Source organism: Bacillus sp. CH30_1T, from assembly GCF_008364765.1.
GTDB lineage: Bacteria > Bacillota > Bacilli > Bacillales > Bacillaceae_B > Rossellomorea.
In genome coordinates this window covers 13,322-37,613 of sequence record NZ_VTUY01000003.1, presented here as the reverse complement: position 1 = coordinate 37,613, position 24,292 = coordinate 13,322, and the positions used below count along the sequence as shown (strand labels likewise).

The window sequence follows — 24,292 nt, the reverse complement described above, 5'->3', positions numbered from 1 at the left end:
AAGGAATTCTATATGAATAAAAAAGCAGATTCTCTGTTGTTCCTTGCATGGGCTTCCTCTCTTGTCGCAACTATGGGGAGCTTATATTTCTCTGAAATCATGAAATATGAACCATGTGTATTATGCTGGTATCAGCGTATTTTAATGTATCCGATGGTCATTCTATTAGGTGTGGCCTATGTCCGCAAAGATTTTCAAGCGGCATTATATTCTACTATTTTATCCGGAATCGGCCTTATCGTTTCCTTGTATCACTACTCTATTCAAAAAGTTTCAATCCTTACAGAGAGTGCACCTGCCTGCGGACGGGTCCCATGTACAGGCGAATACATCAACCTGTTCGGATTTATCACCATCCCATTCTTGGCATTGACCGGTTTCTTTATCATCTTCATCGCAAGTGTAATGGTATTAAAAGCATTAAAGGAGGACAAATAGATTGAAGAAAATCATCATATTTCTAGTAGCGATCGTCGCATTATTTGCTGCCATCGCGCTCATCACAAGCATGCAAAACAGTCAAAAAGCAGAGGGAAATAAGTTTAAAAAAGCGAATCTTAATCCTGCCACAGTCGAACTGCTGGACGACCCTAACTATCAGAATGTGGTCCTGCCAGAGGAATTAGAAGAGAAATTAAAGAATAACGAAGATGTGACTGTGTATTTCTATAGCTCATCGTGTATTCATTGTAAGAGGACTACTCCTATACTTGCACCACTTGCCGAAGACATGGGAGTCGATATGGTTCAGTACAATCTTCTTGAATTTGAACAAGGATGGGATCAGTACCGAATCGAATCCACTCCAACACTGGTACATTTCGAAGGTGGAAAAGAAGTAGCGAGAATCGTAGGGGAACAACCTGAAGAAGAATTTAAGAAGTTTTTTGAAGAGAACGTTACGAAAGAATAATAAAGCAAAAAAAGAGGGGCTGACTTTTCCACGAGTCAGCCCCTTTCAAGTGAGGAGGAATTTCAAGATGAAGATACTGTATATCTTCAAAATCAACTTATTACAAGCTATTTTCCCCTCACTGGAATCTTCTAAACATTTTTATACGAATTTTCTAAAGTATCAAACTTTTTACGACGTGATTTTTCTAAACAAGCAGTTGGTTATCCGCTCTCGAATAAATACTTAAATTATGCTTACAATCAGTTTCTTCACTGAATTGATCATAAGACAGTGGGAAAAACATACCAAACCCTTGAAGAATATCAGCATTGCGGTAAAACATTTCTTCATACACTTCTTCTTTTGATCCGCTCTCGACAATGGAAATCAATGTTTGTAAGCTTGAAATCACCTGGAACGCTTCTTTAAGGGTTCCGAAGTATTCAAAGTTTCTCGTCGTCGTATGTAATACTTGCATATCATCAAATTGCTCAATTTCATCATCTGTGAAATAATCAGGGAAAATAGTACAATACATGTACTGTATGAGCTCTTGAATTTTGTCTTCCTGTTCATGTGTTGATGCTAGTAAAACTTTCACCGTCATAACCCACCTTTGTAATGGTTGTAATCTCTCTGTAATAGATATATTAAGGATAACATAGAAGTAGAACCAACAGCGTGGTAATTATACCCATGAAATGGGTTGAATAGGAGTTAAATTAGGTTTAAATACCCACACAAGTATAAGATTTTTGTCAGTTGAAGGAGTTTTTTGATGAAAACACAGAAAAAAGGAGAACTATTTGAACTAGTTGTTCCAGACAAATGGAAAAATGTAACGATTGAAACAATTCTTAGAAATCACTGGCAAGCACCTAAGAAACTAATTCATTCCATGAGGATGGCGGGTGATATTAAAGTGAACGGGAAATCGATTTCCTGGACCCAGCCCCTTTCTCCGGGAGATACGCTTCAGCTTCATTTATTTAAAGAAGTAGAATATGATGTCCCTCCGACCTATGGAGAAATCGATGTACTATTCGAAGATGACCATCTGATTGTCGTCAACAAACCTGCGGGAATTGATACTCACCCAAACCATCCGAATGAGACGGAAACCCTTGCAAATCTGGTGGCCTTTCACTATCAAGCCCGGGGAGAAAGCAGCCGCGTCCAGCACATTCATCGTTTGGATCATGATACATCGGGAGCAATCATCTTCGCTAAGCACCCGTTAAGTAAAGCGATTCTTGACCGACTTCTCACTGAGAGACAGATCAAGCGTACATACAATGCTCTCGTTCATGGTCGATTGAAGCAAAAAAAAGGCACCATCTCTGAACCAATCGGCAGGGACCGCCATCACAATACAAGAAGAAGGGTCTCACCTTCTGGTCAGGATGCAATCACCCACTACAAGGTGCTGGAGTATAAAAATCCTTTTACACTAGTTGAAGTCCAGCTTGATACTGGACGCACCCACCAGATTCGCGTCCATATGAGTCACATCGGTCATCCTTTAGTCGGAGACATATTATATGGAGGAAGGCCGATTTTCAATAGGCAAGCGCTGCATGCAGCACGGATTTCATTTCCTCATCCCCTGACTGGCGAATGGATTGAGTGTGAGGCTGATTGTGCCGATGATGTCGGGTTGTGAGAACAAAAAAAACGAGCCACTCCCATTCGTGAGTGACTCGTTTTCTTATATGTTATTTATTTCAATCCGTTTTTTACTGCTTCAGCAATTTGGATCGTACGGCGAGTTTGGTGTTTCACTGCAGGCTCAACGGCTTCAACCATATTACCCTCCTGATCGACTGTTACACTCGTTCCGTACGGGTTTCCTCCTGTAGTAAAGCTTGATTGGTCTGTATATCCAGGAGCTGCGATGATTGCACCCCAATGCATCATAGTTGTGTAAAGAGCAAGGACCGTCTGCTCCTGTCCACCGTGTGAGTTGCTTGCAGATGAAGTGGCACTTACTACTTTATTAGCAAGTTTCCCGTTGAACCAAAGACCTCCAGTAGTATCCAGGAAGGCTTTGACTTGAGAAGGAACATTTCCGAATCGGGTTGGAACATTGAAAAGGTATGCGTCTGCCCACTCAAGATCATCAAGTGTCGCAACAGGTACGATATCTTTTGTTTCATTATAGTGCTTTTCCCATGCTGGGTTTGAAGCGATTGCTCCTTCAGGTGCCGTCTCTTCAAAACGCAGTACCTTCACTTCAGCGCCTGCTTCTTTCGCAGCCTCTTCTGCCCATTTCGCCATTTGATAATTTGTTCCCGTTGAACTGTAGTACATGATTGCTAATTTTACATTAGACATAATCTTAATCTCTCCTTTAAATATGGTTTATATATAGTAAATAAGTGAAACACCGAATCCGAGTGCAGGTAAATCAATCAACATTCACCTGCATTATTCATTTGCTACCTAATTGAAAGTAGTGATGTTGGATTGCATACCGAGTTTCTGTGTTGGATTTCCACATCGTATATGTGTACATTTGAATTCCTATTGAAAAATGAACTTATCTAAAATAAAAGTGCGTCGATAGAAAATGATCCTGCCCCTACCAGTGCTACTCCAAGAGCAACAACAATGAGCATCACATTATATTCTGTACCATTTTGTGTAACCCAATAACCATTTGGTCCGTGAACTTTCACGATCGCTACAATCATCGTTCCAATGATAAGTAACGCTGCTAATGGCGTCAAAAAACCTGCCGCGAAAAGCAATCCCCCTGCAACTTCAGAAAGTCCTGCAAGTAATGCCATCGTTTTTCCCGGCTTGATTCCAATGGACTCAAAGAAACCACCTGTTCCTTGTAGTCCGTGTCCACCAAACCAGCCAAACAATTTCTGTGCTCCGTGAGCAGCGAATGTTAACCCTACTACTAAACGAATAACCAATAAACCTAAAGCAGCTAGTGCTGTCATTTTACTTCCTCCTTTATGTTTTCCCATCGAGATGTAGCTTCAAACATTCAAATTCAATTATTCTCAAATCATTTATCTTGAATTTGAGATATATGTGTAAAAAAAAGAGTGCTTTTTATCTCGAATGTAATTATTTTGATTTCGAGATAATTGTATAATACTCCTCACTTCCCTGTCAATAACTATTTTACAACTTTTTTAATACTGGGACATGAGGGAGAAAATAAGAGGTCCGTCCCTCTTCTGGAGGGACGGACCTCTAACATATGTCTATCGATTAGAAATCGAAGTCGTCCGGATCTGGCCCGAAGCGTTCGTCGAGATTTAATCCGTTGATTTGGTTCATTTCTTCCAGTGATAATTCGAAGTTGAATAGATCTGCGTTTTCTTTTATTCGGCTTTCATGAACAGATTTAGGAATGATGATGACACCATTCTGAAGGTGCCAGCGCAGAATCACTTGGGCAGCGGATTTTTCATGCTTTTCAGCAATGTGATTCAGTGTTGGTTCATCCAGTACACGCCCTTGAGCGATTGGTGACCATGCTTCCACTGCAATATTTTGTGATGCACAGAATTCTCTTATTTTTTCCTGATTCAGACGAGGGTGTAATTCGATTTGATTTAATACAGGCTTTTCGTTGCTGTTCTTCATCAAATCTTCAAGGTGATGCTGATGGAAGTTACTTACACCGATTGACTTCACTAACCCTTCGCTATGCAGTCTTTCGAGTGCCTTCCATGTATCAATGTATTTTCCTTCTACCGGCCAGTGAATTAAATAAAGATCCAGGTAGTCCATATCAAGCTTTTTCAGGCTGGTTTCGAATGCTTTCAATGTCGTATCGTAGCCTTGATCACTATTCCATACTTTCGATGTAATGAACAGTTCCTCTCTCGCTACTCCACCGTCTTTCACACCTTGACCTACACTTTCTTCGTTTTCGTAGATCGCCGCTGTATCGATGGAACGGTACCCTGACTTAATCGCTGTTCGAACAGCCTGCACCGTTTCAGACGGATCTTTCATTTGGTAAACTCCTAAACCGACATAAGGAATTTCGATTCCATTATGTAATGTCTTCGTGCTCTGTAAGTTTTTTAACATATTGCATCCCTCCTGATTTACTATTTTACAAATTCACTCAGCTTTTTGCTAATGTTATGATTGAAAAATTTGTTTATATACTAAATTAAGGTCCGTCCCTCTCCATGAGGGACGGACCTATTTGGAGCTTCTACTGGCCGATAAATTGACCTCTACTCTTCCCGATAAACGCGAGCTTATGCAGGGGGCGTGTCATGGACACGTATTGGAGCTTAATGTCGAGTTCGTTTTCCGCTTTGAATGTTTCATCCACCGCTGCGATGATGACGACATCGAATTCAAGTCCTTTTGACAGATAAGATGGGACAACGACGATTTGATCTTTTGGGATCGATTCCTGTTCTTCTAATAACTTCACTTTCCCGGGCTGCCGATCTTGAAGGATTCCGCTGATTTTCACACAATCCTTCATGCTTTTACCGATCACGGCGAAGGTTTGGAATCCTTCTTCTCGTCCAGAATTCACCTTCTCCTCGATTACGGCAGCCAACTCTTCTAATTCCACAAACTCATCGAAGCTGGGAGAATCTCCGTGTCTCACCACTGGATTCACTTTAGGAAATTCATAGGGTAAGAGATTCAGCAGTTTATTTGCTTCCTCCATGATTTCAATTGTGGTTCGGTAGCTTTTTTGCAACTCGGTATAGGTGGCCCTCGGAAAAACATCTCTATACACCGGTTCCCATGACTGAAGTCCACGGTAGGAGTGAATTCCCTGGGCAAGATCCCCCACCAATGTAAACATGTCGGTTTCAAGTGCCCTCTTCAACGAATAAAGCTGCATATAACTATAATCCTGTGCTTCATCAATCACGATATTTTTCGCTTTATAAAATTTATCGATTCCAAACAAGTGAGTTTGCAAGTAAAGAAGAATGGCTAAGTCTTCTACCTCATACTGTTTCTTCTTCGCGTATTTCAACGTATATTGACTAAGCTGTTCTGCTTGTTGCATGCTTAGCTCACCTTTCGAGTAAGAAGCCATCCGTTTCGGATCTGAGAACAATTCTATGAAGTATTGATCCAGGTTTTTCTTTTCAAACTGCTTCATGTAGGCCGTTACGCTTGTTCGGATCGCCTTCTTAATTTCTTCGACCCGCTCATTTTTCTTGTCCAATGCTTTTGACACATAGTCCTTCCGATTTGCTGCTTGTGTCCTTTGAAAAAGCGCTGTTTCGATCCGTTCATCGAAAAACCTCTCTACCTTCTCCACCATCTGCTTCTTGTTCGTCCGAACATAACTCTGTAAGAGAGCTTTGAGCTTATCCATCCGGCGATAGATTGGCATATACGTATATTCATCTTTAAAAAGGTGAGTGAACTTTTTTGCCGTGTAGAGCTTGTATTTATCAACATAGAAGTCCTTTGATGTATAAAAACGCTGTTCAATTTCTTCTATATAATAATCAAGAATTCTCCTAAATGCTTTGGAGCCTTTAAACCCAGATATCCAGGATGCAGTCTCTATGTCTTCACCCTTGGTTTCAATTAACTGAATGAGTTTGTTATCTTCTACTAATTTCAGCTTTTTCTCTAAGCAGGTCATGACATAATCCGTGAACGTCGTTTGTCTTACCCGTTCAACCCCAAGTTCCGGCAGGGCTTCTGAAATGTAGTCGATAAACAAATTACTTGGTGCAAGGATCATCAGTTGTTTCGGGTCAAAATGCTGCTTATAGTTGTAAATAAAATATGAAATCCGATGAAGGGCGATGGTTGTCTTTCCGCTTCCTGCCGCTCCTTGAACAATGATGGGCTTGTTTAAATCGGCTCGGATGATCCGGTTCTGTTCTTCTTGAATGGTGGAAATGATCTCAGTTAAACGATTGCTGGAGCTTTTGGCTAATGAATCCTGAAGCAGTTCATCAGTGGTCGTTAAATCTATATCCCTGATTTCTTCTAACAAACCATCCTCAATCATGTACTGACGTTTTAATGAAAGATCTCCTTCATATGTTTCGTCTTCCGCTTCATACGAAACATCACCGATCCGTCCTTCGTAATACAGGTTTGCGATGGGCGACCTCCAGTCCACGATGATTTGTTCTTGATTCTCCCTCTGATACAGGGAGGTCTTCCCAATATAGTGCTTCTCCACCTTGTCCGATCCCTCATGTTGAAAATCAATCCTGGCAAAATACGGTTTCGTTTTCGCTTTCGTTAGGGACTCCAGTTCTTCTTTGGACATCTCAAAAAAGCTTGAGTTCGTCAAGATATCGATGTAAGCAGCACTTGACTCGCCCCAATCAATATCTCCAAAAGCTTTTTCCATGTTTTCTTTATACTTTTCCTTACTCGTCTGGGATGTGCTGATGACTACATCAATGTAACGCTTCGTAAACTCCAGGCGTTCTGATTCAGTTGAAAATTCGGGATGAATAGTTGATTCCTTCGTCATACATTTCTCCTTCCAAATGTTAGTAGCCGCAATGGAGAAAAAACGTCTCAACAATACCACTAAGGTAACGACTCTCGGTGGGGAAACGTTCATAACGAAAAGCGGAGGCGGCTCGAGCAGGCCCGATAAGCATAAGTTGAGTTTGGCGAGAAGGCGCATTTTGTCTTCTTGCCAGACTTAGCTTATGACCTCGAGGGCCTAGCCGCCGGAGCTAGACAATAGAAAGACATATCGAAATCTGTAAAAATTATGTAGGCGTTTGGGAGCAGGAATATATATTATCAGATAATTTAAGAAAGTTCAATACACAATTAATAATCATTGACCTGGATGCGTTGGGGTATCAGTAAAATAAAAAAACCTCCACCTATAAAGATGAAGGGTCTTTCATATGATCCACAGGAAACACAATCTGAAAACTTGTCCCCTTGCCAACTTTACTTTCAACTGTAATGACGCCTCTCATCGCTTCAATGATGCGATAGGAAACCATAAGCCCAAGACCAGTCCCTTTTTCCTTCGTAGAAAAATAAGGTTCTCCCAGTCTGGCGTGTTGTTCAGAGGTCATCCCGACTCCAGTATCAGTGATGGTGATGCTGACGTTGCCCTTTTGAACCTTCGAAAGCATCGTAAGGGTACCTCCTTTTGGCATGGATTCGATCGCATTTTTGATGATGTTGAGAAATGCTTGCTGAAAGCTCCGCGTATTGCCGACAATGGTGGCGTCCATGATGCTTTTATGCACGTCCACCGATTGCTGGTTGCTCAGGGGCTCTACCATATCAACAAGCTTATTGAGTTGTTCAGAAATTGAGATGTCCTCTATATGATCAGGGTCCGGCTTGGCAAATGTGAGATAGTCATTGATGATATCTTCTGCCCGGTTCAGTTCTGATGATGCGATGGCTAAGTATTGCTCTTTTTTTCCGACTGGAAGATTTTCTTGATGGAGCAATCTTAGAAATCCTTTAATAACCGTTAACGGATTCTTCACTTCGTGTGAAATGCTGGCTGCCAGTTGAGCGAGCACTTCCATTTTTTCTATTTTCACGAGTGCTTGTTTGATTTGAATCTGTTTAAGCAGTGTTTCACATATGTATGTCAAGATGAGCATTCCCACTGAGGGGAGTAAGATGAAATTAATGAGATAGCTTTCATCGATTACAAACACTGTCATGGCATTAGCAATAAGGGCCGCTACTATTGAATGAATGGTAAAGAGAATCACCGAGAATATAATCTTCTTACGGCTTGTTAAACGGTCAAAAACGAACCACTTCATCCCGATAACCGTCAAAAGGTAGATTACCACATAAATAACAAATGCTACTAAACTCCAACTATATATCATAGTTCTGGATACCAATAAAACAACTAAGAGTGCGAGCCCTGTGTATGGTCCTCCATACATAATTCCGAGTACGAAAGGAATCATCCTTAAATCATGTACACAGTATGGATTATGATAGATCGGGGAAAGCATGCACAGGATAATGGCAATACTCAAAGAAACAAGGGTTGCTAACGTTGTGTACCAACCATGTATCATCTTTCTTTCGATAAGGAAAAAAATTAAAAAAATACTCAAAATGATATAAAAGAAATTATTAATAACATCCTGATTAAAGATAATCATACTTACCCTTTGACCTTTCACAGATATTGTCTACTTTATAGAAATTCTACCATACTAATACAAAAATCGTTACAATTATATATGTAATCGTGCATTTACATAAGAAAACCCCCCTGTACATGCACAGGAGAGTCATCACTTTACACCGTTTTCAATTGTTCTCCAAGATATTTTGCCAGCTCTAGCATCCCGAATTGTCCGTACTTCGCCTCGGCATCCTTGTTGTAATTTGTATTGGTGTTCACATCATACGTGTAGATGGTGCCTTCTTTGTCTTGAATAAATTCAATCCCGGCTACATCAATCCGGTTTTCTTTTAAAAATGCTTCGTAAGACGAAAGGATGCCATGGGAAAAGTTTTCCCTGATTTGGAATTTAGGCTTTTCTTCCTGCTCCCCCACTGGACAGAATAAATCATCGACCTGGCAGACATCGGCGGGACATAATTCAAATCCTTTTGACGTATCCACCTTCACAGCATACATGAATGTGCCGCCGATGAATTCACAGCGTGTGATCGAAGCGTCCGGTGCTTCAATGTATTCCTGGATTAGCGTCGTGCCATCCAGCGGTTCTTCAAATGCATCACTGTAGACATAGTTTTTCAATGCGTCCACTGAATGAAACAACTGAACACCCAATCCTTTTCCTGCACGATTATGCTTGGTGATGAATGATGGCTTGTTGAGCTTTTGTGCGGCTTCTATGATCTGCTCTTTTCCAACAGCTGCAATGGTTTTCGGTGTCTTGATACAGGCAGCGTTCAAGGCCATATACTGGTTCACTTTACTTACTTCTAACCGGAGGGCACGGCTCCCGTTCAGTACCTTTCTTTCATATCTCTCCAACCATGAAAGAACGCTTTCCGTTAACTCGGGTGCAAAACGATGGTTTCTGGTATGAGAAGATGCACTGATTCGATTATAGAAAACGCCTTCTGGAGGTTCTGATGATAAATCGATGAGCCCTTGATCAAGAAACCATTCCTCATAAGGCAATTGAAGCTCGTCAAGACGAGTCGTTAAATGATTGGTCCAATCACTATTTTCATGAATAATATGAATTTTTTTCACGATCATTCCCCCCTTTGTTCATATGATTTTTTGAAAATGGTCGACAACACAAAGTAATCCTACTATAAAAGTAGGATTTAGGTCAATGATCATGAATTTATCTTGGCTTTCTGTCGGTTCTCATCTGAATTTTCATACCACTTTTGGTGAGCTGATCAATTGTTTTCGGGACTTCATCGCTATGGGAAGGGCTATGATCGTCCTTCAAGATATCCCTGATTTCCTGTAAGACTTCAAGGTTCGTCGTTTGCTTCACTTTGTATTGCTGCTCTCCGCCTTTCAAGCGGTTGACCACTTTTATCATCAGAAAAATACTCATGGCCACGAGAAGAAAGTCTACAAAGGCTTGTAGGAACTTTCCCAATTCAATCACCTCTGCTCCAATTCGAAGGTGCAGACCTTCTAAGTTAATGCCGCCAAATAGAATTCCGATTGCCGGCATCATCATGTCTTGCACGAGTGACTCCACAATCTTGCCAAACGCTGAACCAATGATGACTGCAATTGCTAAATCAATTACATTCCCCCTCGAAATGAATTGTTTAAATTCAGACCACTTGATGAATTCACCTACCGCTTCATTACTCTTAACATATGGCAGAAACGAGTGAGTTATGAAGACAAGGTCAAAAAAGCTACATAAGATATTTCCCTACAATGGCAAGCAACACAATAAAAGCGACTACCCCCATTAGAATGATCAACATTTTTTCTTCTTTATTTCCTAACATCCTTTTCGCCTCCTCTATTTCTTAAGGAACTTACACGGTCCCTCTTTCAAATAATTTTGTTTCCAGTATCACGGGGCGAGGGTCCGTATTTTCAAGAAATAGTTTAAACGATTCTTCTCCCACTTTTCGTATCGGTACTTCAAAGGATGTAATGTCAAGGGCATCGGCGATAGGATGATTATCAAAGCTTAAGATAGCCAAATCATCGGGTATCCTGACCCCTCTTTTCCCTGCCTCTGTCACCATACCGGCTGAAACCTGATCACTCGTCACGATAAGGGCTGATGGCTTTTCTTTCAACTGTTCCCAGGTCTTCACGACGTCTCTTCCATCTTCCAGGTGATAGCAGTCATTGAAGATCCACTCATCACGTACAGGATTGCCAGCAGCTTCTGAGCTATCGTAATAACCCCGGATTCTCTCTTCACTATTCGTCCCAAACATTCGGTGCAGGCATAGACCTATGCGGGAATGGCCTTTTGTATAAAGATATTCGAGACCTTTCCTAACTCCTTGATAGTGATCGATATATATTTTCTTACACGAGTGACCGTACACATTTTCGCAGAAAACCACATTGGCATTTTCTGTGAAAGGAGTGAGAACATCCAGTGAATTTGATCGTGAAGTTAATATCAATCCGTCCACTTCCTTCATTTGCAGACGATGAAAGGCATCAAGTTCGGCTCCCTTGTCATAATTCGTTTGAAAAAGTTGAAGATGATATCCATGCTTTAACGCTTCTCCTGCAATACCTTGAAGAATTTCTCCGAAGTAAGGAAGGTTCAAATACGGCAAAACAACTCCTATGCTATAGGTCTTTCCTTTTGATAAATGGACAGCGTTTGCGTTTTTAGTATAATTTAATTGCTCGACGGCCTCGAGAACCTTCTGACGTTTTTCTTCTTTCACATAAGGGTGTTCATTTAATACCCTTGAAACCGTTGAAACAGATACTCCCGCGAGCTTGGCTATACTGCGAATATTTGTCATACCCATACCCCTCATTAGATATTCTGAATGGCGCACCTATCCATTTTGCGTAAAACTTTTAATAAACGCTTGCTCTGAAACGCGTTTCACACTTTAGAGTTAATCATGCAAGGGGTCGACCCTAAAACATGATAAGGAGGCTATACTATGCTCGGTATTTTATTCTTACCCGTTCTGTGTATCATGATCATCGGAGGAAGCTACGCCGCATTAAAGCCCATCCATTTCTATACCCCCTACGATCAACAGGATCCATTTGAGCACATATACAACCATAAACTCAACTAGTGCAAGTGCCTGCTTTCAATGAAGCAGGCTTTTATTTTACCCATTTTACTGCCCACCACTGGACGGCCTCCATCACTGGCTCCAGTTCCCTTCCCTTTTTCGTCAGGCTATAAAGGACTTTGACCGGCTTTTCGTCGAGAACTTCCCGGGACACGATACCGTTTTCCTCCAGTTCCTTTAATCTGTCGGTTAACACCTTTTGACTGATATTCGGTATTTCTGCATTTATATCTTTAAAACGGCACGTTCCTTCAAATAATACCTTTATGATCATCCCTATCCAGCGCTTGCCTAATAGTTCAAAGGCAGCGGCATATTTCGGGCAAAGTTTTGTTTCCATGCAAGTTTTCACATCCTAAAACGTTATTCCTTGACGCATACTAAAACGTCGGTTATATTGTTCATATTGCTTGTGCACTTACAAAAAGTAAGTAACATACAAATATTATAACACTTTTCAAACATCAAGGAGGCTTTATCATGGAAAATTTCTTTCAAGTCGTCGATGAACGACGCTCAACGAAAGTATACGATCCTCTAGTGGAGATCCCCCGTGAGGAATTAGTCAGCCTGCTCGAAACAGCAGGAAAAGCACCATCTGCCTGGAATCTTCAGCAGTGGAAATTCCTGGTATTCGATCATAAAGAAGTTCAACAACGCTTACTTCCAATTGCCTATAATCAACAACAGGTACATGATGCTTCTGCAGTTGTGGCTATACTTGGTGACCTGGAAGCCAATAAGAATGTCGACCCTGTCTTTGATCCTGCCATTGAAAAAGGTGAAATGACGGTGGAAATCAAAGAGGTACTGAAGAAACAAATTGACGGTGCTTACAGCCGCGATGAATATCCAAGAGACGCAGCTTTCAGTAACGCTTCCTTAGCTGCTATGCAATTCATGCTTGCTGCAAAAGCGAAAGGCTGGGATACTTGCCCAATCGGCGGTTTCAATCCGTCAGCTCTCGTTTCCGAATTCAATGTGTCGGACCGTTATATCCCGATTATGCTGATTACAATCGGAAAACCACTTCAAGAAGCACGAAAATCAGATCGTTTAGATATCCGCAACTTAATTGATTGGGCGGAATAAGCCTATGAAAAAGCCGCATCCTTAGGGGATGCGGCTTTTTCAGTCTGTTAAAAGAGTACGCTCTTTTCAATCTGTTTCATTTCATAGAAGTAGCCTTTTTTCCTCATGAGCTCATCAAAATTTCCTGCCTCTACAACCTCTCCCTGATCCATGACAACGATTTGATCCATATTTTCAAGACCAGTTAAACGATGACAGATCAGAATCAACGTGTCTCCACCGGTCACTGTATAAAGATGGTCAAAGATCTCTTTCTCCGTCAACGCATCAACCGAAGACGTCGGTTCATCCAGCATCCATAAGGGTGACCCCTTCAACAATGTCCTTGCAATCGCCAATCGCTGCTTTTCTCCTCCTGAAAGATTCTCTCCTTTTTCCAGTACAGTGTCCTCTAACGAAAAGTTGCGCAGCTTCACTTTTTCTAATGCCGATTCCATTTCCCCGTCTGTCAGTCCATCACGCACCAGCATAAGATTATCTTTTATAGTGCCGTAAAAGAAATGATTTTCTTGAAGAACCACATTGGCATGCTCCCACAACGACTCTTTATCCAAATCTTTCATGGAAGTATCGTTTACGAAAATAGATCCGTGATCTACTGAGTAAAAATTCAATAACAGTTGAAGCATTGTTGATTTCCCTGATCCCGAAGGTCCTACAATCGCTGTTTTCGAACCTGCAGGCAACTTAAGATCCACACCATCCAAAGCCTTTCTTTCCTCTCCCTCAAAGGAAAAGCTTACATTCTTCAAATGAAAGGAGGGAGCTTCCCCGCCAAGTTTACCGCCAAATGAAGGTCCGTCCCTCTCAATGCTCTCTTCGGGAATGACAGAAGAGAGCCTGGACGCCGCTCTGCGGGAATCTTCATAGTGTGTAGGGAGGATTGCCATGGGGGTGGCGTTTTCGAATACGGTTAATGAGATCATGACAAGCATAGCAAGGTATATTCCATCCAGTTGACCTGATCCTACCGAATATGCTCCTACAGCTAAAACGAACCATGAAATAAGAAGCGAAACCAGGATATTGGTTGAATGACTAAAGAGGGAATGTATACCCTCACGTTCCTGTTCACTCACATAGCCTGTTGATGCATGAACAAGACTTCTCTCTTTATCCTCCAGTCTCTGATAGATTTTCAGGTCTCTGAATCCATGAAGAAATTCCGTTACCTCAGTAGACAAGTCCCCTCTTCTTTCTCTTAATGTCATTTCAATCTTTCTCTGTTTAAGAGCAAAATAGGCAGGGACGACGAATCCCGTCAGCAGAAGGCCCACGAGAAGAATCAATGCAACAGATACAGAATAAAACATCGTAAATAAAATCGTACTTAAGAACACCATCACCAGAATGATCGGCGGATAAAAGACCCTAAGAAAGAAATTCTGGAGGCTCTCTACGTCCCCGACAATTCTTGAGAGAAGATCTCCACTTCTGTATCGACCGAAAATCCCCGGCGCTAACGGTTCGATTGCTTCATAAATCGAGACTCGTAAATAAGCCAGAATCGTGAATGTAGCACGATGGGAAAAATAACGTTCAGCGTACCGGCTTAGCGCCTTTGTAAAACCGAATAGCTTCAAGAGCGCAATCATCACCGTCAGTGCGTAAAGTGGTACTTCCAAAGCTGCTTTAGAAATTAAATAACCACTGGAAGCAAATAATCCGACAGAGGTCATTCCAGCTAGGAAGCCAAAAAGTATAGAATGCACTATATCCTTCTTTTCCTTCATCATCAGCTTTACGACAAATCCTAACTCTTTCATCATGAATTCACCCCTTGCTGTGCTGTCACCATCTCCTGATAGCGAGAAGAGGACATTATTAACTTCTCATGATTTCCTATGCCCGCTAATTCCCCATTTTCCAAGAACAGAATTTGATCCGCTTCACGAATTGTATGCAGGCGGTGAGCCACTGTAATTACCGTTGAATCCTTGGATAATTCCTGAATGGAGGTTTGAAGGATTCCCTCGGTTTTAAGATCCAATCCTGTTGTCGGTTCGTCAAAGAGAATAAGAGAAGGTTTTTTGAGAAAAGCCCTGGCTAAGGCAATACGCTGCTTTTCTCCTCCTGACAGCCCTCTCCCCGCTTCACCGATTAGTGTGTCATACCCTCTATCGAGACCTGCAATCATGTGTGAGATTCCTGCTTTTTCTGCAGCGTATTCAATCTCTTCCCGGGTGACTCCTTCTCTTCCTCCAACCGCAATATTCTCTGAGATTGTGCCTGAGAATAAATACGGATTCTGTGAAATATAACTCAGTTGATCAAACCAATCGCTTTCTCTAATTTCACTTCTCGAATGTCCATCAATCACGATGTCTCCTTCAGAGGGATCAAGAAGTCCTGCTAAAAGATGAAGAAGGGTTGTTTTCCCTGCTCCGCTGTGACCGACGATCGCCACTTGACTGCCGGGAGGGAAGACTGCCGAAATGGATTGAAGAACAAATCCCTTTTCCCCGTAGGAAAACCCGACATTACGCAATTCAATTGTGGCAGGAGTCCCAATTGATCCGAGTTCCTTCTCTCCCCAATGCACAGGTCGATCTTTTTCTTTAAGCTCCTCCATGACTTTCTTTCCGGCCCCCATACTTCCTCGACCAGTATGAAAGGCTTGCCCAAGTTCTTTTAGTGATAAATAGAATTCCGGGGCAAGCACAAGAACGAAGAAAGCGGTGAAGAATGAAATGCTTTCAAAGACGACTAATCTGAGTCCTACTTCAAGAGCAATCAGTCCAATACTTAACATGGAAATAAACTCTAGCATCAAGGAAGATAAGAATGCGGTTTTTAACACTTCCATGGTGGCTTCACGAAAGTCAAGACTGGCAGAACGGATACCTTCTTTCTGTTGACCGCCTCTTCCAAGGAGCTTCAAGGTAGTCAATCCTTGCAATGTATCGAGAAATCGTCCAGAAAAAGCCGTCAGCTTATCCATTTGCTTCTCGGATTTGTTTTTTGTCATCACACCGATAATCGCCATAAACAGAGGAATGAACGGTGCCGTTATGACCATGATCAGACCCGTATAAATATGCTCAGTAAAAATGGTGATTAATAATATTAACGGAACGATGGTCGTTTGAATTCTTTGGGGTACGTACTGACTGTAATACCCATCCAGCCCATCGACAGCATCCATCATCGTACTGACTTTTTGTCCAGACTGCCCTTGGATGGACGCTTGCAGTGGATTTTTTGCCCACTTATTCAAGAGCCGCTTTCTCAAGTCGCTCTTTACCTTCGAAGCCATCCTGATTCCGGTTCGTCCATTCACATACGTGAGGGCTGCTCTCCCCACTAAAATAAGCAGCAATGCACCCAGCATTGGGAGAATGTCTTGAAATTCCTCTCCCTCTATAAACATTTTATCCACAATGCTAACCAGCAAGTAAGCTTGTCCAATTACGACTCCCCCCATTAATAGGGATGTTCCGTAAAGTGTCATCATGGATGATTTCTGCTGCTTAGCCATTCGATTCAGTTCTTTCATAATTTCTCTCAACTCCAAAAGTTAAAAGTTAGTGAAATATTTCACAAATCAATAACTCTATTATAGTAAACTTGTTCTCTTTATGCATCTTTTAGGATTGACCTTTTTGTGACAATTCCAGTTTCGTATCCAGTTCCAATCAATAAAAATAGAGAGGCACACCGCTAAGCGAATGACCTCTCTGTCTGAAAAGTTTATTTTTTCATGAGCACATCATATCTTCAATAAATCCTTCGTCACACGCTGGATAATCTCCGGAAGCACTGAGAAGGTGTAAGGTTTATACACTCTCTCTGTCCACTGATGGCCATCTTTTCCGTAAACTCCGATATTAATAGAAGGGATGTTCAGCTTTCTGATCATGTCGATTGGAATAGGGTACAACTGATCGATCAATGGAAGATTCTTTTTGAATACGTCAATATCCTCGTCTTCTTCATGAAGAGAGAGAAAACTGCCGTCTGCGAGATATGGGAAAAACCGTTTAATGACAAATTCTTCGCCGGTTTCTTTGGCTATATCATTTAGGCATTTCCCTAACGCTTCTCTCACCCTCTTTCCATACTCATTTTCTTCATTCACAAAGTTATGAGGTAAAAAGGGCGGTGCGAAGAAAATGATCACTCTGGGCGTTCGATCGGGGTCCAGATGCTGCAGTGCTTCCACCATGGCATACGCAATCGTTCTTCTGTCTTCTCCCTCCATATCATAAAAGACCTTTTTCATGACAGGATCCGGATCAATGCCTCTTTCCTTCAGCCAGAAGATATACTCCCGTAACGTCAGCACTTCCACTTCCCATGAAAACTCCCTTTCCGGGAAACCATGATAGCTTCGATATTGCTCAAACTGTTTTTTACTGCGATCTTCCAATTCACTCACTGCCTTTAAGGCTGCCTTCTTCATATCATAGAGCACTTCCCGGGCAGTTCTCTCATATACAAAATAGTTAAAGTATAGAGAAGCGCTTAGAGGGGTCTGAACATTATACGTATGCTTGTCATCTTTGAAATACAGGCAAGATGGCGGCAGGGTGAATTCACCTGGTATATCCTCCAGATAATCCAGGTTCTGATTGATTTCAAGATTGATTTTGGAAGCAATCACAGTAGGATCGATGGATGTCAGCACATCCCCTACATGTGCTTCTCTTCCATATATATAAAAGCTTGGCAGGAGCTTTCCTGCAGCACCCGTGTAAATATATCGTTTACAGTCCCCATCATAGATCGGAGAAATGAAATCGGTATTGATCGCTGCCAAATAGTCAAAACCCTCTTTTTTCAAACGATAGAGATCACTTAATGCTGCAATCATTCCGGCATGTTCACTTTCTTCATCACCATTAAATAGGAAAAGTAAATGTCCATCTGGCGTTTCCTGTCCCGTATAGTACAAGAGATTCGCTATGTGTACGGCAATTCCGCTCTGCATATCCAATGCCCCTCTTCCAAACAGCCAGTTTCCAGAGAGGGCATCTTCTCTTACCTTTTCCTCTCCTTCATAGTCCATAAAGAACTTTTGAAGAAAGTCGGGATCATGAGCCATATCTTGAAGTGCCCCATAATCATCCGTCCCCACCGTATCATAGTGGGCATGGAATAATACAGTTTTCGATGACGTTCCTTTCACGAGAGCAATCACATTTTTCCTTCCTGTAGGATCGTTCGGGACTTCTTGGAGCCAGACTCGATCAGGATGCTCCTGAAAATAAGGAAATGAAGAAATCATTTCATATATATACTGGGCTTTTTCACTTTCGCCAATTGTTCCATTGTAGCTTTTCAGAGCGACTAAAGATCGTGTGATGAGTTCAATCTGCTTGGAGATTGATTTGTTTATTAATTGTGTATACACGTTAGTACCGCTCCTTTCCTTAAGAAATGTCAGCTTATGCGTGGTTAATCGTTTACTTACTGGGCATTATAGAGACTGATTCTTCTATAATTTATAACATCTTATCGAAAATGATATGGGTTTGGAAGGGGTTTCAGGATTCTTTCTTAAAAAAATTTTCATACCTTTCTATTGAAATCGGATCTAATACCGAATATTATAGAAGTTGCGCGTTTTTAATGTTCGTTTTATTGGAGGTATTACGATGTTTAAATTAAAGGAACACGGCACTAATCCTAAAACTGAAATACTGGCAGGGATTACAACATTTCTAACAATGGTTTACATTGTCGTTGTCAATCCCATTATATTAGCCGACGCAGGTGTGCCATTTGATCAAGTCTTCTTAGCAACCATTATTTCAGCCGTAGCCGGAACGTTATGGATGGCCTTATTCGCAAATTATCCAATTGCCATCGCACCAGGTATGGGATTGAATGCTTATTTTACGTACTCTGTAGTAGGTGCAAATGATGACATTTCTTATATCGTTGCATTCTCTGCCGTTTTTGTAGCAGGTATCATCTTTATCATTCTTTCATTAACACCATTCAGAAAAAAATTGATCGAAGCCATTCCACAAAATCTAAAGCACGGCATCACCGCAGGAATCGGGTTGTTCATTGCTTTTATCGGATTACGACTGACAGGACTTATCCAAGCTCATCCAACGAATTTAGTACAGCTGGGGGATCTTCATTCATCTTCAGCGATATTAGCTTTAATCGGTTTGGCTGTTACCCTTATCCTCATGGTCTTACGTGTCCATGGTGCATTGTTTATCGGAATGATTGTCACTGGTCTCGTTGCCTTCTTCACAGGAGAATTATCATTTAAAGAAGGGTTTGTGGCTCTTCCACATCTTCCAGAAGGACTGATCGTATCAAATCCTCTTACAGCATTTGCCGATGTCTTTCAATACGGGCTATATGCCGTTGTGTTCTCATTCTTACTTGTAACTATCTTTGACACAACAGGAACGATGATCGGAGTGGCTCAACAAGCAGGTCTTATGAAAGGCAACACGATGCCAAGAGCACGTGAAGCACTACTGGCGGATTCCATTGCAACAACTGTAGGGGCGATGTTTGGGACAAGTCCTACGTCCGCTTATATTGAATCTTCAGCCGGTGTTTCCGCTGGAGGAAGAACAGGATTAACAACATTAACGGTTTCTATTCTGTTCATCGCTGCTGCATTCTTCGGTCCTCTTGTAAGTGCCGTATCAGGAATTTCAGCCATTACAGCTCCTGCCCTTATCATCGTAGGAAGCTTAATGATGGGGAGCATTTCTCATATTAAATGGGATCAGTTAGATGAAGCCTTCCCTGCATTTCTAATCATTCTTAGCATGCCGTTAACATCAAGCATCGCAACCGGGATAGCTCTCGGATTCATATCTTATCCATTATTAAAAGTAGTAAAAGGGCAATGGAAGCAGGTACACCCACTCGTGTATATCTTTGCCGTCCTGTTCTTCTATCAGCTGGCATTCCTTCCTCATTAACTCGATATAGATACTCGAAAGACCGTTCATAATGAACGGTCTTTTTGTGGTGCAAATTCAGCTGGTTGTGTCCATATTCTCTTGACGCTTTTTAGATTTTTGTCATCAAAAGTTAAACAATATATATCCGGCATTTCAAGCTTTCTCCAAAACCTGATATCATATTGAGGATCAAAGTAACTCATGATCAGAACCATGATATTACCGTGTGTTCCAATCGCAACGTTTTTCCCATTATATTCTTCAATAATCTTAAATATCCCTTGTACGCCCCTTTTTTGAGCGATGAGATTCGACTCTCCACCTTCTAAGGAAAAAGCAGGATCCTCCCAAACCAATGAGATTGCCTCCTCAAAGTTTTGAACTGGTTTTCCAGAAAGTGTTCGTTCTCTCATTTCTTCATACAAATTGATTCGCTGACCAATATGGCGGGCTGTCCCTTCAACGGTTTCCACCGCCCTTTTATACGGACTGGAACATACTGCATCAATCTCTTCATTCTTTAATAATTCCGTTACATGCTCAGCATCCACTTTACCTTTGCCTGATAAGGGTCTGGTTAACTCCTCGGGGGTGTATTCCGAGTGAGCATGCCTCACTAGATACAGTTGTGTAATTGCCAACTTCATTCACTCCTTATTACTTTCCAGCCATAAAAATGAGCCGTCATGCAGAACAGCTACCCTTATTTCCACACCATGTCCAATTGACCAGCATAAAATGTTATCGCCTTTTTATAAGGTTCGATGGTGGAGTCTTGTGATGATTCTCCAATGCATGTCAGGAGTAGCTCCATTGCTTGACTGTGTTCGTTCAAATTATAGAGTGTCATAGAATAAAAGACCGACAACACTTTATTTTCAGGAAATCGTCCGATTCCTTTCTCGAACACCGATTTGCTTTTTTCAAACTCTCCCAATGTCCGATATGTACTCCCTAATCCAAGATAAGCTCCTTGTAAATCTTTATCATCCAGTCCCAATTGAATCGAATTCTCGTAATAAGGAACGGCTTCGCTTTCGAGTCCCATTGCGTCATGGCTCCATGCACATTGGTAATGGAGAAAACCATTATCTGGTTCTTCCCCAATCAATCGCTTCCACCTTTCAATGGAAGCTGCGTATTCTCCTGACTCTCGCAATGCAATGGCTTCTTCTATTTTTCTATTCATTTGAAATCACCCATTTATTCGGGAATGAACTCCATCAACCAAGAATCATGGTGTTTGCCTTCATGAAGCTCATGCTCCCGTAGTATTCTCGCTTTACTATATCCACATTTCTCATAGCAACGGATCGCTCTGGTGTTCCAAGTCATGGGATCCACCACGAGGCGGTGGACCCCCTCTTTCTTGAGCAAGTACTCTACTACAGCTCGAATGAGTTTCGTCCCTACTCCCCTGTTCCAATATGTCGCTTCTCCGATGAATTGATCCGTACCGTAAATCACTTCATCTAAATTCGTGTAACCATATCGTATCATTGTTTCTTCATCAAGCTGATAATACTGGAGATAACCAATTTCATTCCCCTCATACTCAACCAGACAACCTAAGACGTCCCTCTCTGCCAGGAATTTCTCCTCCACCATCTGAAGAGTGAAGGGGCGGTCCCTACCTTCATAAAACTCCAGTACCACTGGATCCTGCAACCACCTTGCCAACGTGTATTTATCCTCCTCCTCTAACCGACGGATATATAAATCCCCACTCCTGACATTCATACACACACCTCCCATAACTCTCCTCTTCCTCTATACATTCATCACATAATAAAAAAAACCCTTTTTTTATTTGAAGGAAGGACCTGGGTCCATTCCTCTGTAAGACAAGTTTGTGAATTTATTCACATTTATGTATGTTAGGCTATATTTCAGACTAGAATAACAATGTGTTTCGTGTTATCATTTGATTGTGAACCATTTCACAATATCTCCACTCATATTCTTAAAGCTTTCTTTCTTTTAATCTGGCCATTGTTAGATTCATGGACCAATTTATTTACAAATAATTAGTGAATAGGTGATGACGTATGACAATCAAATGCACTAACAAAGTAGCTTTAATCGGTACAGGATTTGTAGGTTCAAGTTATGCCTTTGCTCTCTTGAATCAAGGAATCGCAAATGAAATTGTGATGATTGATTTGAATAAGGAGAAAGCTGACGGAGACGCACGTGATTTAAATCATGGTCTTGCTTTCGCTTCCCCTATGAAAATATCTGCAGGAGGTTACAGTGATTGTAAAGATGCTGACTTGGTCGTGATTACGGCAGGAGCGAACCAGCAGCCGGGTGAAACCCGTCTGGACCTGGTGGAAAAGAATGTGAAAATCTTTAAAAACATTGTAGACTCTGTCATGAATAGTGGATTCAACGGCATTTTCCTTGTGGCGACGAACCCTGTCGACATCTTAACGTATTCAACGTGGAAGTTTTCCGGTCTGCCGAAAGAAAGAGTCATCGGATCAGGAACGATCCTCGATACAGCAAGACTTCGTTACTTAGTTGGAGAGCATTTTGATATTGATACACGGAATATTCACGCCTATATTATGGGAGAACACGGAGATACTGAGTTTCCTGTTTGGAGCCACACGACTGTAGGCGCAAGTCATTTAAGTGAGTTGATTGATCTCCACCAGGATGACGTGCAGAAACAGCTCGATGATATATTCGTCAATGTAAGAGATGCAGCCTATCACATCATTGAACGGAAAGGCGCAACCTATTACGGCATAGCCATGGGTCTTGCCAGGATTACCAAAGCTATCTTTAACAACGAAAATAGCATTTTAACCGTTTCTGCTCTCCTTGATGGAGAATATGATCAGGAAGACATATACATCGGTGTCCCTGCCATTATTAATGGCGAGGGTATCAGAAAAGTCGTCGAGCTTCCGTTAAATGATAAAGAAAGAACCCAATTCGCTCACTCTGCAGAGATGCTGAAAAATGTGATGAAAAAAGCGATGGATTCTTGATTTACTCCCTTCGTTAAAATGAATAGACACGCACGCCCATTGGTCCTCCTCATATGATAAAGAGAATTCTTTATGAGGAGGTTCTTCTATGTACGATCACAGACAACTATTCCCTGGTTTTCCTGGGGGAGGTAGCGGGTTCCCCGGCTTTCCTGGGGAAGGTCAAGGATCTGGCGGTGGCTTTCCAGGCATTCCAGGCTTTCCAGGTGGAGGACAAGGCGCACCCAGCTCACCACCACCTACAGGCGGGCAAGGCGGACAAAATCAACCACCACCCGGACCACCACCGAACTTCCAACCACAAAAAACGGTAATGCAAGGAACACAAGGTGGACCAAGTGTCTTTGCAGTAGACCCGGGTGCCATCAGAAGATGTTTATTCCGCTACACGTATATTTGGTTAAGAAGAGATGCTTTTTGGTTTTATCCTGTCTTTGTTGGGCGCCGTTCCATTGCCGGGTGGAGATGGATCGGATTCACATGGGTATACTTCGGCATCGATTTAGATAAAATTGAATCCTTTACTTGCGTGTAGGTTTGCTCATGTATTCATATCCTTACTATAGAACCGGCAACACCAATGGGACGATTACTGTAACTGGTGAGCATACACTTTATGTGGATCCCGATCAAGCCATCGTCTCTTTCGGTGTTGTCACTAAAGATGAAGAACTTGAAGCGGCACAAAACCAAAACCAACAACAGTCCACTGAAGTCGTTCAATCACTATTAAATAACGGTGTGTCACAAAAAGATATCCAAACCTCCACCTATCAAGTATTCCCACAGTACAACTATGAGGACGGGAAACAAATTTTCACAGGATATGAGGTTCGCCAAGTATTTCGCGTTACTATAAAAGATATGGAAAAAGTGGGTACGATTATGGATGAAGCCATAAAGAGCGGAGCGAATCGGGTAGAAAACATTCAATTTGTCAATTCAAATCCTATTGAATCCTATCAGTTAGCCCTTACTTCCGCATATCAAAAGGCATACCAAAAAGCACTCACATTATCGAGCCAATCGGGGCAGCAGCTAAATCCTCAGCCAAAGTCCATCACAGAGCAATCAAGCCCAATGGTCTCCCCCTTTGTAACAACTGGACTTGTGAAAGCCGCTGAAGAAAGTACAACCGTACAACCAGGACAAATCGGCGTCACAGCCATCTTGACAGTAGAATACCAAACCCAATAAATAACAAACTGCCAAAGTATATTAACACTTTGGCAGTTTGAATAATGCTG

At 41.8% G+C, this 24,292-nt stretch carries 25 protein-coding genes; 9 read left to right on the top strand and 16 right to left on the bottom strand.

Annotation, left to right across the window (positions count from 1 at the left end; genetic code table 11):
* Positions 1-12 precede the first annotated feature (12 nt).
* Positions 13-438 carry a disulfide oxidoreductase gene (locus tag F0342_RS05580; RefSeq protein ID WP_149155022.1) on the top strand — a complete coding sequence of 142 codons (426 nt, stop codon included), beginning with the start codon at positions 13-15 and terminating at the stop codon, positions 436-438.
* Between the two features lies 1 nt (position 439).
* Entirely contained in the window at positions 440-913 is a 474-nt protein-coding gene (locus F0342_RS05575) for a thioredoxin family protein (protein WP_149155021.1), read from the top strand.
* Positions 914-1,100: 187 nt separating this feature from the next.
* Here F0342_RS05575 and F0342_RS05570 read toward each other — a convergent pair whose 3' ends face one another.
* Positions 1,101-1,502 (bottom strand): YhcU family protein, encoded by a 402-nt coding sequence (locus F0342_RS05570; RefSeq protein WP_262481653.1) that lies wholly within the window; start codon positions 1,500-1,502, stop codon positions 1,101-1,103.
* Between the two features lie 171 nt (positions 1,503-1,673).
* On the opposite strand from F0342_RS05570, the gene F0342_RS05565 reads away from it, so the two are divergent.
* A complete protein-coding gene (locus F0342_RS05565) occupies positions 1,674-2,558 on the top strand; it encodes an RluA family pseudouridine synthase (RefSeq protein WP_149155019.1) in 885 nt (294 codons plus the stop codon).
* A gap of 56 nt (positions 2,559-2,614) precedes the next feature.
* On the opposite strand, the gene wrbA is transcribed toward F0342_RS05565, so the two are convergent.
* The 8 genes from wrbA to F0342_RS05525 all read right to left on the bottom strand — a co-directional run bounded on the left by wrbA (position 2,615) and on the right by F0342_RS05525 (position 11,785).
* Complete coding sequence (gene wrbA / locus F0342_RS05560; protein ID WP_149155018.1) at positions 2,615-3,229, bottom strand: NAD(P)H:quinone oxidoreductase; 615 nt, start codon at positions 3,227-3,229, stop codon at positions 2,615-2,617.
* Positions 3,230-3,438: 209 nt separating this feature from the next.
* Positions 3,439-3,846 (bottom strand): DoxX family protein, encoded by a 408-nt coding sequence (locus tag F0342_RS05555; protein WP_149155017.1) that lies wholly within the window; start codon positions 3,844-3,846, stop codon positions 3,439-3,441.
* Positions 3,847-4,123: 277 nt separating this feature from the next.
* On the bottom strand, positions 4,124-4,954 hold the full coding sequence (locus tag F0342_RS05550) for an aldo/keto reductase (protein ID WP_149155016.1): 831 nt from the start codon (positions 4,952-4,954) through the stop codon (positions 4,124-4,126).
* Positions 4,955-5,084: 130 nt separating this feature from the next.
* Positions 5,085-7,352: an RNA polymerase recycling motor HelD gene (helD, locus tag F0342_RS05545; protein WP_149155015.1), complete on the bottom strand. Its 2,268-nt coding sequence runs from the start codon at positions 7,350-7,352 to the stop codon at positions 5,085-5,087.
* A gap of 367 nt (positions 7,353-7,719) precedes the next feature.
* Entirely contained in the window at positions 7,720-8,901 is a 1,182-nt protein-coding gene (locus F0342_RS05540; RefSeq protein WP_188048416.1) for a sensor histidine kinase, read from the bottom strand.
* Positions 8,902-9,128: 227 nt separating this feature from the next.
* The gene (locus tag F0342_RS05535) at positions 9,129-10,061 is read right to left on the bottom strand and encodes an ATP-grasp domain-containing protein (RefSeq protein WP_149155013.1); all 933 of its coding nucleotides are present in this window, start codon (positions 10,059-10,061) and stop codon (positions 9,129-9,131) included.
* Positions 10,062-10,158: 97 nt separating this feature from the next.
* The gene (gene mscL / locus F0342_RS05530) at positions 10,159-10,623 is read right to left on the bottom strand and encodes a large conductance mechanosensitive channel protein MscL (RefSeq protein WP_149155012.1); all 465 of its coding nucleotides are present in this window, start codon (positions 10,621-10,623) and stop codon (positions 10,159-10,161) included.
* Positions 10,624-10,822: 199 nt separating this feature from the next.
* The gene (locus F0342_RS05525; RefSeq protein ID WP_188048415.1) at positions 10,823-11,785 is read right to left on the bottom strand and encodes a LacI family DNA-binding transcriptional regulator; all 963 of its coding nucleotides are present in this window, start codon (positions 11,783-11,785) and stop codon (positions 10,823-10,825) included.
* A 147-nt stretch (positions 11,786-11,932) separates the two neighbouring features.
* Between F0342_RS05525 and F0342_RS24715 the strand changes: the two genes are divergently transcribed.
* On the top strand, positions 11,933-12,073 hold the full coding sequence (locus tag F0342_RS24715) for a hypothetical protein (protein ID WP_188048454.1): 141 nt from the start codon (positions 11,933-11,935) through the stop codon (positions 12,071-12,073).
* Between the two features lie 31 nt (positions 12,074-12,104).
* On the opposite strand, the gene F0342_RS05520 is transcribed toward F0342_RS24715, so the two are convergent.
* Positions 12,105-12,413, bottom strand: a complete 309-nt coding sequence (locus tag F0342_RS05520; RefSeq protein ID WP_149155010.1) for a winged helix-turn-helix transcriptional regulator — start codon at positions 12,411-12,413, stop codon at positions 12,105-12,107.
* Between the two features lie 140 nt (positions 12,414-12,553).
* Here F0342_RS05520 and F0342_RS05515 point away from each other — a divergent pair, with 140 nt between their 5' ends.
* The gene (locus tag F0342_RS05515) at positions 12,554-13,165 is read left to right on the top strand and encodes a nitroreductase family protein (RefSeq protein WP_149155009.1); all 612 of its coding nucleotides are present in this window, start codon (positions 12,554-12,556) and stop codon (positions 13,163-13,165) included.
* A gap of 47 nt (positions 13,166-13,212) precedes the next feature.
* Here F0342_RS05515 and cydC read toward each other — a convergent pair whose 3' ends face one another.
* The 3 genes from cydC to F0342_RS05500 form a co-directional block, all read right to left on the bottom strand.
* The gene (cydC, locus tag F0342_RS05510; RefSeq protein WP_149155376.1) at positions 13,213-14,931 is read right to left on the bottom strand and encodes a thiol reductant ABC exporter subunit CydC; all 1,719 of its coding nucleotides are present in this window, start codon (positions 14,929-14,931) and stop codon (positions 13,213-13,215) included.
* Positions 14,931-16,661, bottom strand: a complete 1,731-nt coding sequence (cydD, locus tag F0342_RS05505; RefSeq protein ID WP_149155008.1) for a thiol reductant ABC exporter subunit CydD — start codon at positions 16,659-16,661, stop codon at positions 14,931-14,933. Before cydD ends, cydC begins: the two co-directional genes overlap by 1 nt.
* A gap of 213 nt (positions 16,662-16,874) precedes the next feature.
* The gene (locus F0342_RS05500) at positions 16,875-18,518 is read right to left on the bottom strand and encodes a M20/M25/M40 family metallo-hydrolase (RefSeq protein WP_149155007.1); all 1,644 of its coding nucleotides are present in this window, start codon (positions 18,516-18,518) and stop codon (positions 16,875-16,877) included.
* A gap of 244 nt (positions 18,519-18,762) precedes the next feature.
* Between F0342_RS05500 and F0342_RS05495 the strand changes: the two genes are divergently transcribed.
* The gene (locus F0342_RS05495; RefSeq protein ID WP_149155006.1) at positions 18,763-20,064 is read left to right on the top strand and encodes an NCS2 family permease; all 1,302 of its coding nucleotides are present in this window, start codon (positions 18,763-18,765) and stop codon (positions 20,062-20,064) included.
* 26 nt (positions 20,065-20,090) lie between these two features.
* Here the strand turns inward: F0342_RS05495 and F0342_RS05490 are convergent, their stop codons facing one another.
* The 3 genes from F0342_RS05490 to F0342_RS05480 form a co-directional block, all read right to left on the bottom strand.
* The gene (locus F0342_RS05490; protein ID WP_149155375.1) at positions 20,091-20,681 is read right to left on the bottom strand and encodes a histidine phosphatase family protein; all 591 of its coding nucleotides are present in this window, start codon (positions 20,679-20,681) and stop codon (positions 20,091-20,093) included.
* A gap of 68 nt (positions 20,682-20,749) precedes the next feature.
* Complete coding sequence (locus F0342_RS05485; RefSeq protein ID WP_149155005.1) at positions 20,750-21,235, bottom strand: tetratricopeptide repeat protein; 486 nt, start codon at positions 21,233-21,235, stop codon at positions 20,750-20,752.
* 14 nt (positions 21,236-21,249) lie between these two features.
* Positions 21,250-21,786 carry a GNAT family N-acetyltransferase gene (locus F0342_RS05480; protein WP_149155004.1) on the bottom strand — a complete coding sequence of 179 codons (537 nt, stop codon included), beginning with the start codon at positions 21,784-21,786 and terminating at the stop codon, positions 21,250-21,252.
* Positions 21,787-22,094: 308 nt separating this feature from the next.
* Between F0342_RS05480 and F0342_RS05475 the strand changes: the two genes are divergently transcribed.
* From F0342_RS05475 to F0342_RS05465, 3 genes are all read left to right on the top strand, one after another.
* A complete protein-coding gene (locus F0342_RS05475; protein ID WP_149155003.1) occupies positions 22,095-23,045 on the top strand; it encodes an L-lactate dehydrogenase in 951 nt (316 codons plus the stop codon).
* 88 nt (positions 23,046-23,133) lie between these two features.
* Complete coding sequence (locus F0342_RS05470; protein ID WP_149155002.1) at positions 23,134-23,580, top strand: transporter; 447 nt, start codon at positions 23,134-23,136, stop codon at positions 23,578-23,580.
* 8 nt (positions 23,581-23,588) lie between these two features.
* Positions 23,589-24,242, top strand: a complete 654-nt coding sequence (locus tag F0342_RS05465) for an SIMPL domain-containing protein (protein WP_149155001.1) — start codon at positions 23,589-23,591, stop codon at positions 24,240-24,242.
* Positions 24,243-24,292 lie beyond the last annotated feature (50 nt).

Excerpts from the sequence above, each read along its gene's own strand:
- F0342_RS05555 (WP_149155017.1), bottom strand. The coding sequence starts at position 3,846 with ATGACAGCACTAGCTGCTTTAGGTTTATTGGTTATTCGTTTAGTAGTA.
- helD (WP_149155015.1), bottom strand. The coding sequence starts at position 7,352 with ATGACGAAGGAATCAACTATTCATCCCGAATTTTCAACTGAATCAGAA.
- F0342_RS05540 (WP_188048416.1), bottom strand. The coding sequence starts at position 8,901 with ATGATACATGGTTGGTACACAACGTTAGCAACCCTTGTTTCTTTGAGT.
- cydC (WP_149155376.1), bottom strand. The coding sequence starts at position 14,931 with ATGAAAGAGTTAGGATTTGTCGTAAAGCTGATGATGAAGGAAAAGAAG.
- F0342_RS05520 (WP_149155010.1), bottom strand. The coding sequence starts at position 12,413 with ATGGAAACAAAACTTTGCCCGAAATATGCCGCTGCCTTTGAACTATTA.
- F0342_RS05580 (WP_149155022.1), top strand. The coding sequence starts at position 13 with ATGAATAAAAAAGCAGATTCTCTGTTGTTCCTTGCATGGGCTTCCTCT.
- cydD (WP_149155008.1), bottom strand. The coding sequence starts at position 16,661 with ATGAAAGAACTGAATCGAATGGCTAAGCAGCAGAAATCATCCATGATG.
- wrbA (WP_149155018.1), bottom strand. The coding sequence starts at position 3,229 with ATGTCTAATGTAAAATTAGCAATCATGTACTACAGTTCAACGGGAACA.
- F0342_RS05525 (WP_188048415.1), bottom strand. The coding sequence starts at position 11,785 with ATGACAAATATTCGCAGTATAGCCAAGCTCGCGGGAGTATCTGTTTCA.
- F0342_RS05475 (WP_149155003.1), top strand. The coding sequence starts at position 22,095 with ATGACAATCAAATGCACTAACAAAGTAGCTTTAATCGGTACAGGATTT.
- F0342_RS05550 (WP_149155016.1), bottom strand. The coding sequence starts at position 4,954 with ATGTTAAAAAACTTACAGAGCACGAAGACATTACATAATGGAATCGAA.
- F0342_RS05495 (WP_149155006.1), top strand. The coding sequence starts at position 18,763 with ATGTTTAAATTAAAGGAACACGGCACTAATCCTAAAACTGAAATACTG.
- F0342_RS05515 (WP_149155009.1), top strand. The coding sequence starts at position 12,554 with ATGGAAAATTTCTTTCAAGTCGTCGATGAACGACGCTCAACGAAAGTA.
- F0342_RS05565 (WP_149155019.1), top strand. The coding sequence starts at position 1,674 with ATGAAAACACAGAAAAAAGGAGAACTATTTGAACTAGTTGTTCCAGAC.
- F0342_RS05465 (WP_149155001.1), top strand. The coding sequence starts at position 23,589 with ATGTATTCATATCCTTACTATAGAACCGGCAACACCAATGGGACGATT.
- F0342_RS05485 (WP_149155005.1), bottom strand. The coding sequence starts at position 21,235 with ATGAATAGAAAAATAGAAGAAGCCATTGCATTGCGAGAGTCAGGAGAA.
- F0342_RS05480 (WP_149155004.1), bottom strand. The coding sequence starts at position 21,786 with ATGAATGTCAGGAGTGGGGATTTATATATCCGTCGGTTAGAGGAGGAG.
- F0342_RS05570 (WP_262481653.1), bottom strand. The coding sequence starts at position 1,502 with ATGACGGTGAAAGTTTTACTAGCATCAACACATGAACAGGAAGACAAA.
- F0342_RS24715 (WP_188048454.1), top strand. The coding sequence starts at position 11,933 with ATGCTCGGTATTTTATTCTTACCCGTTCTGTGTATCATGATCATCGGA.
- F0342_RS05470 (WP_149155002.1), top strand. The coding sequence starts at position 23,134 with ATGTACGATCACAGACAACTATTCCCTGGTTTTCCTGGGGGAGGTAGC.